Origin of the sequence: Hyphomonas atlantica corrig. (genome assembly GCF_017795365.1) — a bacterium.
In the GTDB taxonomy this organism is placed as follows: Bacteria; Pseudomonadota; Alphaproteobacteria; order Caulobacterales; family Hyphomonadaceae; genus Hyphomonas; species Hyphomonas atlantica.
The window spans coordinates 3,349,332-3,364,700 of sequence record NZ_CP051254.1; the positions used below are offsets into that span (position 1 = coordinate 3,349,332).

Annotated in this window: 13 protein-coding genes; 8 read left to right on the top strand and 5 right to left on the bottom strand. The window is 58.7% G+C overall.

The genetic code is table 11. From position 1 onward, the window contains the following. Positions 1-94: 94 nt before the first annotated feature. Positions 95-2,119 carry a lytic transglycosylase domain-containing protein gene (locus tag HF931_RS16010; protein WP_273241072.1) on the top strand — a complete coding sequence of 675 codons (2,025 nt, stop codon included), beginning with the start codon at positions 95-97 and terminating at the stop codon, positions 2,117-2,119. A 314-nt stretch (positions 2,120-2,433) separates the two neighbouring features. Next, positions 2,434-4,671, top strand: a complete 2,238-nt coding sequence (locus HF931_RS16015; protein WP_273241073.1) for a TonB-dependent receptor — start codon at positions 2,434-2,436, stop codon at positions 4,669-4,671. Positions 4,672-4,733: 62 nt separating this feature from the next. On the opposite strand, the gene HF931_RS16020 is transcribed toward HF931_RS16015, so the two are convergent. From HF931_RS16020 to HF931_RS16035, 4 genes are read right to left on the bottom strand one after another with little or no spacing between them, the layout of a single operon-like run. Beyond that, positions 4,734-6,281 (bottom strand): acetolactate synthase large subunit, encoded by a 1,548-nt coding sequence (locus tag HF931_RS16020; RefSeq protein ID WP_420537747.1) that lies wholly within the window; start codon positions 6,279-6,281, stop codon positions 4,734-4,736. A gap of 60 nt (positions 6,282-6,341) precedes the next feature. Continuing rightward, a complete protein-coding gene (locus HF931_RS16025; RefSeq protein WP_273241077.1) occupies positions 6,342-8,216 on the bottom strand; it encodes a feruloyl-CoA synthase in 1,875 nt (624 codons plus the stop codon). A gap of 39 nt (positions 8,217-8,255) precedes the next feature. Further along, positions 8,256-9,041 carry an ion transporter gene (locus HF931_RS16030; RefSeq protein WP_035552965.1) on the bottom strand — a complete coding sequence of 262 codons (786 nt, stop codon included), beginning with the start codon at positions 9,039-9,041 and terminating at the stop codon, positions 8,256-8,258. 25 nt (positions 9,042-9,066) lie between these two features. Further along, positions 9,067-10,401, bottom strand: coding sequence for a dihydroorotase (locus HF931_RS16035; RefSeq protein ID WP_273241079.1), 1,335 nt, complete (start codon positions 10,399-10,401; stop codon positions 9,067-9,069). A 107-nt stretch (positions 10,402-10,508) separates the two neighbouring features. On the opposite strand from HF931_RS16035, the gene ygfZ reads away from it, so the two are divergent. The 4 genes from ygfZ to HF931_RS16055 all read left to right on the top strand — a co-directional run bounded on the left by ygfZ (position 10,509) and on the right by HF931_RS16055 (position 13,450). Then, complete coding sequence (gene ygfZ, locus HF931_RS16040; RefSeq protein WP_273241081.1) at positions 10,509-11,321, top strand: CAF17-like 4Fe-4S cluster assembly/insertion protein YgfZ; 813 nt, start codon at positions 10,509-10,511, stop codon at positions 11,319-11,321. After that, a complete protein-coding gene (locus HF931_RS16045) occupies positions 11,314-11,892 on the top strand; it encodes a DNA-3-methyladenine glycosylase I (RefSeq protein ID WP_081806179.1) in 579 nt (192 codons plus the stop codon). Before ygfZ ends, HF931_RS16045 begins: the two co-directional genes overlap by 8 nt. 3 nt (positions 11,893-11,895) lie before the next feature. Then, the gene (locus HF931_RS16050; RefSeq protein WP_273011459.1) at positions 11,896-12,213 is read left to right on the top strand and encodes a hypothetical protein; all 318 of its coding nucleotides are present in this window, start codon (positions 11,896-11,898) and stop codon (positions 12,211-12,213) included. 115 nt (positions 12,214-12,328) lie between these two features. Then, on the top strand, positions 12,329-13,450 hold the full coding sequence (locus tag HF931_RS16055; RefSeq protein ID WP_035552954.1) for a beta-ketoacyl-ACP synthase III: 1,122 nt from the start codon (positions 12,329-12,331) through the stop codon (positions 13,448-13,450). A 16-nt stretch (positions 13,451-13,466) separates the two neighbouring features. Here the strand turns inward: HF931_RS16055 and HF931_RS16060 are convergent, their stop codons facing one another. Further along, a complete protein-coding gene (locus HF931_RS16060; RefSeq protein ID WP_162175989.1) occupies positions 13,467-13,616 on the bottom strand; it encodes a hypothetical protein in 150 nt (49 codons plus the stop codon). A 178-nt stretch (positions 13,617-13,794) separates the two neighbouring features. On the opposite strand from HF931_RS16060, the gene HF931_RS16065 reads away from it, so the two are divergent. Continuing rightward, complete coding sequence (locus HF931_RS16065) at positions 13,795-14,412, top strand: HD family hydrolase (protein ID WP_273241083.1); 618 nt, start codon at positions 13,795-13,797, stop codon at positions 14,410-14,412. Next, positions 14,412-15,362, top strand: coding sequence for an NUDIX hydrolase (locus tag HF931_RS16070; protein WP_051602748.1), 951 nt, complete (start codon positions 14,412-14,414; stop codon positions 15,360-15,362). The genes HF931_RS16065 and HF931_RS16070 overlap by 1 nt, the downstream gene beginning before the upstream one ends. The last annotated feature ends 7 nt before the right edge of the window (positions 15,363-15,369 follow it).

Genomic DNA, 15,369 nt, shown 5'->3' on the forward strand with positions numbered 1-15,369 from the left:
TGCCGCGATTCAGGTGTTGTTTGGTTTGATCGAATATAAATCGCCAATGCCTTCTCACGCTTTGGCCAAGAAATAAACTCTGCTGAGCCGTTTCATGATGCGACCTGTTGCCATTATTGCCTCACTTGCCGCCCTGTCCCAGGCCGCTGCGGCGGCTGCGGTGCCGGAGACCCCCAGCCTGAAACCTGACCGTCCTTACGTGTCGTCGGTCACGGACACCCGGAATGCCGAAATCCTGCACAAGGCATTGCGCGCGGCCGATGGATACGATTGGCCCGCGGTAGCACATTTGCAGACACAGGCCTCTGACGCGGATGTTCGGAACCTCATCATGTGGATCCGGGCGAGCCGCGGCGTGCCTGGCATGAATTTTTCGGAAGTATCCTTTGCGCTCGACAAACTCGAAGACTGGCCGAAACGCACATCCATGCGGCGCCGGGCCGAGGAGATCATCAGCGAATCTTCCTACAGCCACAAGGAACGCATCGACTGGCTGACCGAGTCCGGCCCAATCACGGGCGCAGGCAAAATCGCCCTTGCCGACAGTTGGCGCGCCATTGGTGAGCCGGGCAAGGCGCTGGAAGCCGTCCGCGACGCCTGGCACAACAATTCCCTGGAGCGCGCGGTGGAGCGCGAAGTGCTGGCCACGTACGGCAAACAACTTACACAGGACGACCACCGTGCGCGCGTGGAATTCCTGCTCTGGACCAATCAGCGCACGGCCGCATCAAACCTGAAATACCTGCTGACAAACGACTATCGAAAGCTGGTTGATGCCCGCATCGGTCTGGCGGCCCGCTCCCGTAATGTGGATGCGCTGGTCGATGCCGTGCCGTCCCACCTGCAGGACAATCCCGGCCTTCTTTATGAGCGTGCCAAGTGGCGTCGCCAGAAGTTGCGCAATCAGGACGTAGCAACCCCGCTGCTGACAGGCATTGATGGGAATGAGGTTCCCGAAGCTGGCCGCTCCCGGCTTTGGGACGAGCGCAACATCGCCATCCGCACTGATCTGAAGGACGGCAACTGGTCCCGCGCATATCAGCTCGCCTCACCTCATGGCATGTATAGCGGCGGTGACTTTGCTGAAGCCGAATGGGTCTCCGGCTGGATTGCCCTGCGCCTCAACAATGATGCCGATCGCAGCTTGCAGCATTTCGAAACGATGGCCGATGGCGTGTCGACCCCGATCAGCGTCGCCCGTGGCAAATATTGGGCAGGCCGGGCACGGGATGCGCTTGGTCAGTCTGATGCTGCGCGAACCGACTACACAGCGGCGGCAGAACATAAATTCACTTATTACGGTCAGCTGGCTGCGGAACGTCTTGAGGACAAGAAGCTCTCCTTCCCCAAAACCACCGAGCCGACAGCTGAAGAGATCGAAGCGTTCGAGTCACGCCCCATGGTTGCAGCCCTTCGCCTGCTCGGTGAAAGCGGAGAGGAGCGCCTCTTCCGCGAGTTCGCATACCATCTGGACGATCTGCTGGAAACGGAAGCGGAATACCTGCTGCTAGCCCGTCTTGCGACGGAGTACCAGGTGCCCGATGTCGGCGTTCGTGGCGCAAAAGCCGGACTTGCCAAAGGCATCGTCTCGACAGATGCCGCCTATCCGGTCGTTGCCTATCCCTTGCTGCGAGAGCCACAAGTGGAGCGCCCGCTAATGCTCGCCCTGTCTCGACAGGAAAGCGAGATGAACCCCAATGCGATCAGCCATGTTGGCGCGCGCGGTTTGATGCAGTTCATGCCGGCAACCGCCCGCAACGAGGCTCGTTTGCGCGGCTTGCCCTATCGTACATCCTGGCTGACGGATGATCCGGGTTACAACATGACGCTGGGCGGACAGCATCTCGATACGCTGCTCTCCCGGTTCAATGGCAGCTACATCATGACCGCAGCGGCCTACAATGCCGGACCTAGCCGTCCGCGCCAGTGGATCAAGGATTATGGTGATCCGCGTACGGGCCAAGTCGATCCGATTGACTGGGTTGAGTTCATCCCGTTCTCGGAAACCCGGAATTATGTCCAGCGTGTCCTTGAGAACACACAGGTCTATCGTCATCGCCTGATTGGTGAGCCTGTCGAGATCAAGATCGAGGAAGACCTCGAACGCGGCAGACAATAACACCCGGCCTCCTGTTAGCGATATCGCGATTCATGACGACGCCAGAGCCCCTGCTCTGACGGTACAATTCATCGCATATACTTTGCTTCGCAGATAGAGATGATGCTGGTGTTCGCGACGTGCCACCTCGCGTCGCTCCTCCGGTCCCACGCTCACCGATTTTAGCCGATGCGCCAACAAGGAATGGTTATGCAATCCATTTCCGTCGCGGCACGCCCCCATATTGCAATAACAGCAGGCTTGACAAGAAACACAGCCCGATTGAGAAGCTTGCTTAATAAAACTTACAGATAGAAATCGGGAGGAAGTAAGTTATGGCGCAAACGCGTTTGACCAAAGGCGTGCTTTATTCAGCCGTCGCTTCGGCAGCCATTGGCATGTTCATGCCCGCCGCCAGTTGGGCACAGGAAGACACCACCACAGCATCCGAGTCGGGCCAACTCATGCTGGACGAATTGGTCATCACCGCGCGTAAACGCGAAGAGAGCCTGCAGGATGTTCCGATCGCCGTGACCGGTATTGGTGGAGACCAGCTTCGCGATGAACAGATTACGGACCTTTCCGAGATCGCACTCCAAGTTCCGAGCTTCACGTTCCAGTCTCAGAACAGCATGGAATCGGAGATGTTCATCCGGGGCGTTGGATCCGTTCGCCTGAATGGCGCTACGGCTGACCCATCAATCGGCACATTTCTCAACGAAGTTTATGTCGGTCGTCGCGGCTCTGCCACGCCTCCCATCTTCGACCTGTCCCGCGTAGAAGTTCTGCGCGGACCGCAAGGCACTCTTTTCGGCAAGAACATTGTCGGCGGTGCCATCAACCTTATCACGGCCGCGCCGCAGGATGAGTTTGACGCGGGTGGTTCCGTATCAATCGGCAACTATTCCAGTGTCCTCGCCGAAGGCTTTGTCACAGGTCCGGTGACTGACACGGTCTCCGCGCGCCTCGCCCTGTTCCGCGAAACCCATGATGGCTACGCGAAGAATATCGTCACTGGCCAAGACCTTGAAGACAAGGACTCCACAGCCGGACGCCTTTCGCTGAATTGGGATGCGTCGGATACAGTATTCGTGTCCGTTGTCGCAGATTACAGTCAGGATCGCGCCGGCGGCCCGTCCCGTCACGCGGTCGACGATCCGAAAACACCCGGCTTTGGCTTCATCACGCCGAACATTCCGGAAGATCCACGCGTCAACGTTTCCCCCTATGATCAGTACGCTGACCGCGATACGGCTGGCCTGACTGGCCGTGTCGAATGGGACATCGGCGAAATGTCGCTCGTCTATCTGGCCGCCTACCGCTATGGACAAGGCGATGGCCGCTGGACCCAAGCCGGTGCGGCGTCCCCGCCATCCATCACGGATAGTACGCTGACCCAGCACGAACTGTACCAAGGCGTCACGCAAGAACTTCGCCTCGCATCTTCGCAGGACAACGCATTCCGTTGGGTGGCAGGTCTCTACTATCTCGATGAAAACGTGAAACGCGTTTCCCGGAACACAGCCACATCCTTCCTGCCGGGCGGCCCAGGCGGCACGCGGGACTCCCTTGATGGCGACAACATCTATCTCGGCTACAGCGACACGGCCAGCTACGCAGCCTTTGGTGAAGTCGAGTACGATATCACGCCTGACGTGACGCTTGCTATTGGCGGCCGCTTTACGCACGACAAGAAAGATCTCGACACGCGCGCGGTGATTCTGGACTACGGCCTGCCGGGCGACATCCTGTCTCCAGCCCCGCTACAGGAAGAATATGATGTCGTGCAAAGTGAGGAATGGTCTGAGTTCACACCTAAAGTGGCGGTGAACTGGACCCCGACCGAAGACGCGCTCATCTACGCTTCGTACGCCAGCGGCTACAAAGGCGGCGGATGGCAGGGTGCGACGGCAAACGCTGTTGCAGCGGCCACACCCTATGATCCGGAATCGGCATCTACATACGAGATTGGTCTGAAGGCCGAATGGTTCAACAACCGCCTACGCACCAACCTTGCTGCATTCTACACGGACTTCACCGACCTCCAGGTGGAATTGCTTGACGATGTCAATCTGACGCTTGTCGTGGCCAACGCCGCCGACGCTGCGATCAAGGGTGTCGAGTATGAAGTACGTGTCCTGCCGACGGAATGGCTGACGCTCTTCGCGGCCGGATCCTTCCTCGACACAGAGTACAAAGACTATATCGACCCTCTGCGCGGCATCGACTACAGCGGAAACCAGCTTCAGAGAACGCCTGACTTCCAGTACACGATTGGCGCGGACATTGATCACCGTCTGACAGACAATCTGAACTTCATTGCGGCCCTGAACTACTCCTATCAGGACCAGATGTTCTGGGGCCCGGACAATCACAATGAAGAACCAGGCTACGGCCTCCTCAACGGCCGTATTGGCATCGCAGCTGCCGATGGCCGCTGGACGGCAACGATCTGGGGCAAGAACATCTCTGATGAGCTTTATCGCGTCAGCATCATTCCGTTTGCAGGTGATGAAGTGTCGCTCTATGGCGCACCGGAGACCTACGGCGTTCGTTTCTCGGCACGCTACTAAATCTCATCTGAGCACTTGAAGAATGGGCGATACGACCGGCGGTTGTATCGCCCTTTTTACGTCTAGCGCGCTGGAACATGCGCAGCGATCAGGCGCGGCCCATCAGCTGCAAAGGCGCGCTCAAGCGCCACGTCAAACTCTTCAGCTGTTGTCGCATTCGCCGCCGGTACGCCTTGGGCTTCTGACAGTTTCACCCAATCAATCTCCGGATGGCCAAGGCCAAGCAGTTCCTGAGCCGCCGGGCCGGGATTGCCCGCGCCAGTCCGCGCAAGTTCGATGTTCAGAATGCGGTAGGAATGGTTGACGAACACGACATTGACCACGTTCGCGCCCTCCCGTGCCATGCTCCACAGCGCCTGATTAGTATACATGCCTGCGCCGTCACCGGTGATGCAAAGGGTCTTGCGGTCAGGCACGGCAAGTGATGCGCCCAACGCGAGCGGCATTCCTTGGCCGATGGCACCACCGGTCAGCATCATCCAGTCGTGCGGGCGAGCACGCTGCGTCATCAGAAAGCTCGGCAGTCCATTGGAAACGCCATCGTCCGAAACGAAACACCCTTCCGGCATGTGACGCGCAATGGACGCACCGATGGCAGCCGCGTTGAGTGCACCAGTCGGCGCACCCGGCACATCAAGCTCTGCGGCAGGGGCCACCTCTTTTGCACCGAGTGCGTCCGCCAAGGCTGCCAGGATCGCGGCGCTATCGGTATCCGGCCCGCCAATCATCATCGGTGCGCAGCCTTCAGGGACGAGAACACTCGGCTTGCCCGGATACGCGAAAAACGCCACAGGCACTTGCGTGCCAGCAATCAACATCAGATCCGAACCTTCCAGATCCGCCATTGCGCCTTCGGCAAAGTATTGCATCCGGTCCGGCACGAAGCGACCGGCCCCACGCGCCTGACGCGGGAAGAAGGTGTCGGTGAGCACACGGATTCCGGCCGCCTTTACCCGCGCTGCCTGCGCCAGGCCTGCCTCGGTCAAGGCTGTGCCGTTTATGATGATCACGGGCTTGCTGGCGGATTTCACCGCCGCGGCGGCGGCATCGATGCGCGCCGGATCTGGTGCCCGCAAGGATGGCCGTGCACGTGTGGCGCCCGGCTTGCCACCTTCCAGCCAAGCCGTGTCAGCAGGCAGGATCAGTGACACAGGGCCGGGCTCTGGTCCGAAGCTCGCTTCCCAGGCTTGCGCGGCAAGTTCGCCCGCCTGCGCAACCGTATCAGCCGATTTGATCCAACGGGAATTCGGCCCCGCCATTCCAACCACATCAGACGCCAGCGGGGCGTCAAAGCGCTGGTGTGGAACGGCATGGTCTCCGATCACATTGACCATCGGCGTCCAGGCCCGGCGTGCATTGTGGATATTGGCACCACCATTCAGATACCCAGCGCCGAGGTGCAACAGCGTCATGGCCGGGGCGCCCGTTACACGCGCATGACCATCGGCCGCCCCTGTTGCCACACCCTCAAACAGGCAGAGCGTCGACTTAATACGTGGCTCATGATCCAACGCAGTAACAAGGTGCATCTCCGATGTGCCCGGATTGGCAAAGCAGGCGGTCACCCCATGATCGGCCAGCGTGGAAACAAGCGCTTCCGCACCCGTCATGGTTTGTATTGGCTGTTCAGTCATCCGGTATCCCTTTTTGTTTTGTCTGGTTTGAGCTGGTTAAAGGATCAGAAGATTGTCAGGCAGGTCGCCCGTATCCTTATAGAGAATATCCACCTGGTCTTGCCGCAAGGCCTGCGTACGGGACTGGTTGATGTATCCTTTCTCCGTGATCTCTCCATTATCCGCCAGCGGAGCGGTAGCCTGCAACAGGACCCGCGCTACGCGTGCCGAAACATTTGGATGTGCCTTGTTGTGCACCGCCAGTCCCGCGCTGATTTTTTCATGCACTGCTGGGTGCCGGATCAGCTCTTCTATCGGCAGGTCATCGCCGACAAGCCGCTTGCACCATGCTTCATTCACAAAACCCAGAAGCCGGATGTCATTCTGATTCAGGCCACAAACGACTGCATCAGACAGCGCGCCACCTGTCGCTGCAACGGCCTGTACACGCACAGTTCCCGCAGACACCCATGTGCCGTTTGCCAGCTTGAACTCCTCGGCGGTGCGGCCGTCAAACGCAAGCCCGCGCTCTGGCGCATCCGGGTCTACAAACTTCACCGCATCACCAAGCTTGTAGAAGCCTTCTTCGTCAAACGCCTCCTTTGTCTTCTCCTCATTGCGGAAATAGCCCGGCGTGACATTCACGCCTTTTACGCGCAATTCCATCTTTTCCGCATTCGGCACCATCTTGAACGTGTTGCCCGGCAGAGGCAGACCAATCAGGCCCATCCGGTCATTCGGCCAATGCACGTTTGACGCAGTCGGTGCCGTCTCGGTTGCACCATACCCGGCAGACAGGGAAATGCGCTCGCCGGTGATACGCACAGCAACCGCCTGAATGCGCTCATAAATGTCTTGCCCCATGGATGCGCCACCATAGGCCATGCAGACGAGACGCCTGAAAAACACCTCCGCCAGCTGATCATCACGCTCCAACTCGGTGGCCAGCGCCGCCCACGCTGCGGGGACAGTCGTATGCTGGGTTGTGGAAACCTCTTTCAGATTTCGTAACATTTCTGGCAGGCGGGCGGGCGTCGGCGCGCCCTGGTCAATGTAGAGCGTCCCACCCCAATCGAGCATATTGTGCAGGATGGAATGCGCGCCGTAAGTATGGCTCCACGGCAGGAAGTTGCACATCACCTGAGGCCCGCCGGTCATCTCGTCCAGACGTTCTTCATCCCAGACCGATCGGATCATGCGGGCATTGGACGACACCATGCCTTGCAGGTTAATGACGGCTTTCGGTTCTCCGGTGGAGCCGGACGTCATCATGTACTTCGCGACCGTGTCCGGAGTCAGCCGGTCATACGCCGCTTGCACAGCCTCGGTTGGCGCGCGCATGAACTGCTCCAGCCGGACTGCATCACAGCGCTCTGGTGCACGTCCGCTATAGATGACCAGCCGCCCCTGAAGATCCAGCCCGTCCAAAGCGCGCTGATAGTCTGCGCCATCCTCGACATAGATGAATTTGGGCTGCGTCAGGCCATCAATGTATTTGAGGCGCCCCAGGTCTTCGCTGAGCAGCGCATAAGCTGGGGTCACGGGTACAGCCGGGCTGCCGCCCCACATCGCGGCATACATCACCAGCGCGTTGGCGATAGAGTTGCGTGACAGGATCATCAGCGGCGCATCTTGCCCGGCGCCGGCATCCAGAAACCCCTGAGCAAGACGGCGCACCGAGTCGAGCCCGGCAGCATAAGTCAGCGTGGTCCAGCCTTCCGCAGCCGGATTCTCCGGGTCGCGTTCAGCCAGCCAGACCGTATCCGGGCGATGTTCTGCCCAATGCACCAGTGGCGCCAGCATGTGCGACGGACAGGCCTTCAGCGGCTGACCATTATCCAGATAGATCGTGCCATCCGGTCTGCGGTCTACGTTTAGCTTTTGAGGAAGGTAAGGAACTTCGCGGAAGGGTATGTCCGACGTATCTGGCATGATGTGAGCGTTTCTTCCCGTATGTTTTTATCTTTCCGGTTATTCAAACCCCGGTGTCGGAATATGGATCACTTCTCCGCAATGCTTGCAATGCACCGCGTCACGTTCATGAAAGCGCAGACCGCACTCTTCGCACTCCTGCTCCACCTTGTCGCGCGGCTCCACAATGGTTCGCAGCAATTGCAAGAATAGGGTCAGGCCGAGCACCATAACGATGATGGAGAGCAACCGCCCACCGGGGCCTACCATCAAGACATCACCATATCCGGTCGTCGTCAGGCTGGTCACCGTGAAATAGAGCGCATCGATATAGGTGTGTATGCCATCATTGATCCCGACCTGCGTGGAGTAAACCAGGGCAGCCATGATGAAGACAAACACGACCAGATTGGTCACTTTGTCGATGATCCGCTCATGCCGCTGGAAAAAGGGCGTCAGAACCTTCACGCGCTTGATAAATGTAAAGGCCCTGATGGCGCGCACCGCACGCAACACGCGTAGAAACGCGAAGTTCGACACAAGCAGCGGTGCAAACATGGTCACCACGACGACAAGATCCGCAATGTTTATGGGCCGGATGACAAAGTTCCATCGGTGCCGCGCAATGTAAAACCGCGCCAGCAGATCCGCGAGGATCACGCCGCCAATCACGTAGTCGATTGCAAAATGCGCGCGGTCCCGTTGATCAAACGGGGCCCACAGGAAATAGCCGATCGTGATGAAATCAAACGCCAGCATGGCCCAGCGGAACAGGAACGGCCACCTGCCTGTGCCCTCATACAGCCAGAATAGAATCCGGTTCAGGCCCTTGCGCTCTTTCTTCATGCGCCCCGCTCCACCCACACCAGGTTCAGCTGATCGGCTCCAGTGTCTCGTTGAAGCGGACCGGTTGACCGCCGCCTTTCTTCACGATCTCACCGTCGCGCATGACGAACCCGCCGCGAATGATGGTTGCAACGGGCCACCCTGTCGCCTCGAAACCATCATAGGGTGTCCATCCGCATTTGGACTTCGTCCAGTCATGCGTGATGGTTTCCTTGCGCTTCAGGTCTACCACCGTGAAGTCCGCATGATAGCCTTCCGCGATACGGCCCTTGTCTGCGAGCCCGAAGACACGCTGCGGCCCCGCGCTCGTCAATTCGACGAAACGCTGAAGACTGAGCTTTCCGTTGTTCACATGGGTCAGCATCACCGGCACGAGCGTCTGCACGCCCGGCATGCCGGATGGTGAGGCGGGATAGGGGCGCTCCTTCTCCTCACGCGTATGTGGCGCGTGATCGGTCGCGAGTACATCCACGATCCCGGCATTCAGCGCCCGCCAGAGGGCGTCCTGATGGCGTTGTTCGCGCACGGGCGGATTTTGCTGGGCAAAGCCTTTGAGGCGCTCATAACAGTCGGGCGCAGCCAGCGTGAGGTGGTTCGGAAGGACTTCCACACTGGCCAGATCCTTCGCATCGCGCAGCAACTCCATTTCCTCAACGGTGGAGATATGCAGCACGTGGATGCGTTTTCCGGTCTTGCGGGCAAGGCGCAACAAGCGGCGCGTAGAACTGACAGCGGCCTCAACATCGCGAACCACAATATGACTTTGCCAATCCCCCTGCACGGCCAGGCTGCGGCGTTCCTCGAGTCGATACTCGTCTTCCGAGTGGAATGCGGCGCGACGCTTGATAGCGCGCAGCACAGCTTCAACGCCTTCATCGTCCTGGATCAGCAAATCTCCGGTCGACGCGCCCATGAAGACTTTCACACCGCAACAACCGAGCATCTGCTCCATCTCTGGCAACACATCTGTGTTGTCATGTGTCGCGCCAGCATAGAACGCATGATCGGTATCCATCCGGCCCTTCGCGCGGGCCAGCTTGTCAGTCAACGCATCGGGCGTGATCGTGGACGGGTTTGTGTTCGGCATCTCGAACACGGCCACGACGCCGCCCAGCGCGGCAGAGCGAGCTTCTGTTTCGAGGTCGGCCTTGTGCTCCAGTCCCGGTTCCCTGAAGTGAACCTGGCTGTCGATCACACCGGGCAGAATGTGCAGGCCGGTTGCGTCATAGATTTCTCCGGCATCAACGCCGGTCAGGTCGCCGATATGGGCAATACGCTCGCCCTTCACGCCGATGTCGGTTTGCGCCATGCCGCCGGGAGAAACGACGGTGCCGCCTTTCAGGATCAGATCATAGGTCATGGCAAATGGGGTGTGACTCCGCGCGGCCTAAGTCAAGTGTGGTTTTCCCGAGCCTTGAATGGAACGTCGGACTTGAGAAGCCACCTTGCCATACTTACAACAGGCAGATGAAACGCATTCTCCCCCATCGCGCGATCATTCGCCTGACCGGCCCTGACATGCTTCACCTGCTGGGCCGCACTGTCACACACTCCGTCGACAATTGGCAGACGGGTGAGATACGCTATGGCGCGTTATTGACGCCGCAAGGAAAGGTGATCGCCGATTACCTGGCCATGCTGGCCTTGGAAAACATCTATCTGGATGTTCACGTCGACGCGGCGGATGACCTCGAAAAGCGCCTGAAAATGTTCAGAATGCGCAATGATGTGACGATTGAACGGCTGACCGATGATGTCGTGACCGAAGGGAGTTGGGTGGACGTCAGGTCGCCGCAAATGCCGCATCGCGCAATCACGCCGTCGGGTGTCTCTGGAATCGATATGCCCGAACAGGAATGGCATGCCGCCCGGATCGCAGCCGGCGTTCCGGAATGGGGCTCAGACTATCGCGCAGCGGAAGTTTTCCCGACTGACATCAACATGGATATGATGTCGGGTATCGACTACAAGAAAGGCTGTTTCGTCGGTCAGGAAGTCGCCAGCCGCATGAAGCGCAAGGGCAAGATTCGCAAGCGCACCGTGAAGGTGACGGGTGAGGCCCTGGAAGCGGGCGCAGACATCGTCGCAGGCACCCCCATAGGCAGTCTCACCAGCGTGGCCGGATCAGTTGGACTCGCTCTGATCCGCACGGACCGGCTTGCCAAGGCTGAGCAGGATGGACTGACGTTCACCTGCAACGGCGCATCTGTGACGTTCGAGCTCACGGAATGGCAACGCGCGGAGGTGGACAGTCACATCGCGGAGCCAGCCGGTGAGTGACACATATCCCTGCGCATGGGCCCCGCCGTCAGACGAGCTCTATCGGACCTATCATGATACCGAATGGGGCGTGCCGGAGCGCGATGGACGCGCGCTCTGGGAGAAACTGCAACTGGACGGCATGCAGGCCGGACTGGCCTGGATCACCATATTGCGCAAGCGCGACAGCATCCGCGAAGAGTTCGACAACTTCGACCCCGAAAAGCTCGCCCGCTGGACGCCCGCCCGCGCAGCCAAAGCGCTGAAAAACCCCGGCATCATCCGGAGCCCCAAAAAGGTCGACGCGGTGATCGGCAATGCTCAGGCATTCCTTGCGATGGAAGAATCAGGTGACAGCTTTTCCGACTATTGCTGGCAAATTGTGGGCGGCCAGCCCATCGTGAACCAGTGGAAACATTTCCGCGATGCGCCCACTCACACCGACTGGTCCGCTGCAATGTCGAAGGATCTCAAGAAACGTGGGTTCAAATTCGTGGGCCCAACGATCGTTTATGCATGGGCTCAGGCAGTTGGCATGGTCAATGACCATGATGTATCCTGTCCCCGACACAAGGCCGTTCAGGAGATGTGATTGATGAAAGCCTCAATGATTGCCGCTGCCCTTCTGGTCGCGGTGCCATTTCTCGCTGGCTGCGCAACGTCTTCAATGGACAAGGCAAACCGCGCCGAAGCCTGGAGCCGCTGCCGGACAGCCCCTGATCCTGACACGCGAGACCGGTGCATAGAAACAGAGATCGCGCTGCTTGAAGCGCGGCAGGAGCGAAATGCTGCATCCTACGCCGAAAGAATGAAAGCGGCGGAAGAACGCGAGGCCATAAACGAAGCTCAGGGTCTGCCCCGCGAAGCAGTTCGGGAAACGGTCGATTCCGGGCTACGCGCCCCAAAAGACTAAACAGCCTCGGTACTTGCAAATCACCGGAAGTTGACCAAACTTCCCGCAGACACAAACCATTGTAGAAAAATGCGATAACGGTCTGGGTTATCCGGATCGGACAAAGAGGGCAGGCATGAATACACCAGTCATTTCGGCGACAGGACTCTGGACGCCTCCCAACTCCATTTCCAACAAGGAATTGGTCGACAGCTACAATGTTTGGGCCGACAACTGGAACCGCGAGCGGGAAGCAGATATCGCCGCCGGCCTGCTGGAGCCAAAGACGCACTCATCGGTCGAATTCATCGAAAAGGCGTCCGGTATCAAATCCCGCTATGTGATGGACAAGACCGGCGTTCTGGATCCGGACATCATGGCTCCCCGTATTGCAGAGCGTCCGAACGAGCAGATTTCGGTCCTGGCCGAAATCGCTGTGAAGGCCGCCAAAGATGCGCTGGAGCGCGCCGGGCGCAAGCCCGAAGACGTGGACGCCGTGATCTGCGCCGCCTCAAACATGCAGCGCGCCTACCCTGCCATGGCCGTGGAAATCCAGGACGCGCTTGGATGTGGCGGTTTCGCATTCGACATGAACGTCGCCTGCTCTTCCGCAACCTTCGGCATCCAGACCGCAGCAGACTTCGTGCGCTCTGGCAGCGCCAAATCCGTCCTCATGGTCAACCCGGAAATCTGCTCGGGGCATCTGAACTTTACGGATCGCGACAGCCACTTCATCTTCGGCGACGTCGCAACGGCTGTCCTGGTGGAAGATGTCAGCATAGCGCCGGTCGGCCATTGGAAAATTCTCGGCACCAAGCTGAAGACGCAGTTTTCGAATAATATCCGGAACAATTTCGGCTTCCTGAACCGCGCCGCACCGGAAGGCATTGACGCGCCAGACAAGCTGTTTGTTCAGGAAGGGCGCAAAGTGTTCAAGGAAGTGGTGCCAATGGTTGCCACGATGATTGGGGAACAACTGGGCGAACTGAACATCGCCCCAACCGATTTGCGCCGCATGTGGTTGCATCAAGCGAACGCAAACATGAACCGCCTCATCTCGTCAAAGGTCTTGGGGAGAGAAGCAACCGACGAGGAAAGCCCGACCGTGCTGGACACCTATGCCAACACGTCTTCGGCCGGTTCCATCATCGCCTTCCACAAATATTCAGGCGACTTCAAGCCCGGCGATCGCGGTTTGATCTGCTCTTTCGGAGCCGGTTATTCCGCCGGAACCGTATTTGTGGAGAAAACGGCCTGAATCAGGCCCGGCCGGACTAATCGTCCAGATCATCCATGAACATGTCGCCCCAGAGGATTTCCTTGCTGGCGCGAACGGCTTCAACGACAACAATGCTGCACCCTATGAGCAGGACCCCGAACGCAATGGTTTGGGAAGATACAACAGTCGTCAAAGAATCCAGCATGGTCACCTCACTTGCAGGAAAGGCGGCGAATCTCTGAACGCGGCCCTTGTTCATGAGACCCTTTTGCCCCAAACGCCTTAACAGCGCATTTGCCGATTGGGGCCAAAAAGGGACGAGTTCGTAACCGGAATGCCCTCGTTTCTTTACCTGTGTTTCCAAAGCTTTAAATAAGGTGGTGATGACCTCTCGCGTGAAGCAATCTGTTAAGGCCCCCCGCGTCTGGCAACGCATGTTGTCGGGTCGACGGCTTGACCTGGCCGACCCATCCCCAATGGATGTGGAAATCGAAGATATTGCCCACGGCCTTGCCCGGGTTGCCCGATGGAACGGGCAAACACGCGGTGAAAACGCATTCTCAGTGGCCGAACATTCTGTTCTGGTTGAAGATATCTGCCGCCGCCTTCAACCTGACCTGACACCGCAGCAACGCCTGACGGCGCTACTTCATGATAGTCCTGAATACGTGATTGGCGACATGATATCGCCCTTCAAGGCGCTACTGGGTGAAAGCTACAAGACCATCGAGGCCCGCCTGCAGGAAGCGATCCACATCCGCTTTGGTCTGCGGCCTGTTACTCCACAGAAGCTGAAGCGCCTGATCAAGAAAGCCGACCTCATCTGCGCCTGGGCAGAAGCGATTCAACTGGCGGGTTTCTCCGAAGACGAAGCAAACCGCTTGTTTGGAAAGCCGCCTGAAGGAACCAAGCTGAAACTTTCTCCGAAAGCGGTTCCAGATGCGCAAGCCGCGTTCATGAAGCGCTACGCACAGATCAACAAATTGCTGGAGCCCTCCTGATGCCGCTGTCATCGCCTTTGCTCATTGGACTGTCCGCCGTGATGGTTGCTGTCGAAGGCGACGCCCCCCGCGTATTGATCACCCAGCGCGAGACGGGCGAAGACGCCCTGCCCTTTGGTGCATTTGACCCGGACCGCCATCGCACGTTTGACCTGTCATTGCGGGGCTGGGTGCGTGAGCAAACCGGCTTTGAACTCGGCTATGTCGAGCAACTCTACACGTTTGGGGACAAGGATCGCGAAACCCCCGAAGCCACTCTGGCAGATTCAGCCCCGAATGCGCGCGTCATTTCGGTTGGCTACCTCGCCCTGACCCCAGAGCCCCGCCCCGCGGATGATTCCTTCGAGGCGCGGTGGCACTCCTGGTATCGATATTTTCCGTGGGAAGATCATCGCAGTGGCCGTCCAGCGCTGATCGATGCACACATTGCGCCCCGCTTGATGACGTGGGCCGCCGGGAATGAACGTCGGTTGGAACGTGCCCGCGCTGCTTTCGCTCTGGATGGAATCCGGTGGATTGAGGAGCGCGTTCTGGATCGTTACGAATTGCTATATGAGGCCGGGCTTGTCATCGAATGCGCGCGCGATGCTGGCCTGCCAGAACCGGATGTCCGCCTCGGCGAGCCAATGGCCTCGGATCACCGGCGTATTCTGGCCACAGCAATTTCTCGTTTGCGCGGCAAGATCAAATACCGTCCAGTCGTATTCGAATTGATGCCAGACAAATTCACACTGTCGTCACTTCAGCGCGCCGTTGAGGGGATTCTGGGTCTGTCCCTGCATACACAGAATTTCCGGCGCGCTCTGGACAAGACCGGCTTTGTTATCGGAACCGGCGCAATGGAAACCAGCACCGGCGGCCGACCGGCGGAGCTCTATCGATACAATCGGGAGAGCGTGTTTGATGCGGCAACGACCGGCCTGTCCGCACCCCGAAAGACTGCGGACTAGGCCGGGC

Excerpts from the sequence above, each read along its gene's own strand:
- HF931_RS16050 (WP_273011459.1), top strand. The coding sequence starts at position 11,896 with ATGAAAGCCTCAATGATTGCCGCTGCCCTTCTGGTCGCGGTGCCATTT.
- HF931_RS16060 (WP_162175989.1), bottom strand. The coding sequence starts at position 13,616 with ATGCTGGATTCTTTGACGACTGTTGTATCTTCCCAAACCATTGCGTTC.
- HF931_RS16055 (WP_035552954.1), top strand. The coding sequence starts at position 12,329 with ATGAATACACCAGTCATTTCGGCGACAGGACTCTGGACGCCTCCCAAC.
- HF931_RS16030 (WP_035552965.1), bottom strand. The coding sequence starts at position 9,041 with ATGAAGAAAGAGCGCAAGGGCCTGAACCGGATTCTATTCTGGCTGTAT.
- HF931_RS16020 (WP_420537747.1), bottom strand. The coding sequence starts at position 6,281 with ATGACGGGTGCGGAAGCGCTTGTTTCCACGCTGGCCGATCATGGGGTG.
- HF931_RS16035 (WP_273241079.1), bottom strand. The coding sequence starts at position 10,401 with ATGACCTATGATCTGATCCTGAAAGGCGGCACCGTCGTTTCTCCCGGC.
- HF931_RS16015 (WP_273241073.1), top strand. The coding sequence starts at position 2,434 with ATGGCGCAAACGCGTTTGACCAAAGGCGTGCTTTATTCAGCCGTCGCT.
- ygfZ (WP_273241081.1), top strand. The coding sequence starts at position 10,509 with ATGAAACGCATTCTCCCCCATCGCGCGATCATTCGCCTGACCGGCCCT.
- HF931_RS16025 (WP_273241077.1), bottom strand. The coding sequence starts at position 8,216 with ATGCCAGATACGTCGGACATACCCTTCCGCGAAGTTCCTTACCTTCCT.
- HF931_RS16070 (WP_051602748.1), top strand. The coding sequence starts at position 14,412 with ATGCCGCTGTCATCGCCTTTGCTCATTGGACTGTCCGCCGTGATGGTT.
- HF931_RS16065 (WP_273241083.1), top strand. The coding sequence starts at position 13,795 with ATGACCTCTCGCGTGAAGCAATCTGTTAAGGCCCCCCGCGTCTGGCAA.
- HF931_RS16010 (WP_273241072.1), top strand. The coding sequence starts at position 95 with ATGATGCGACCTGTTGCCATTATTGCCTCACTTGCCGCCCTGTCCCAG.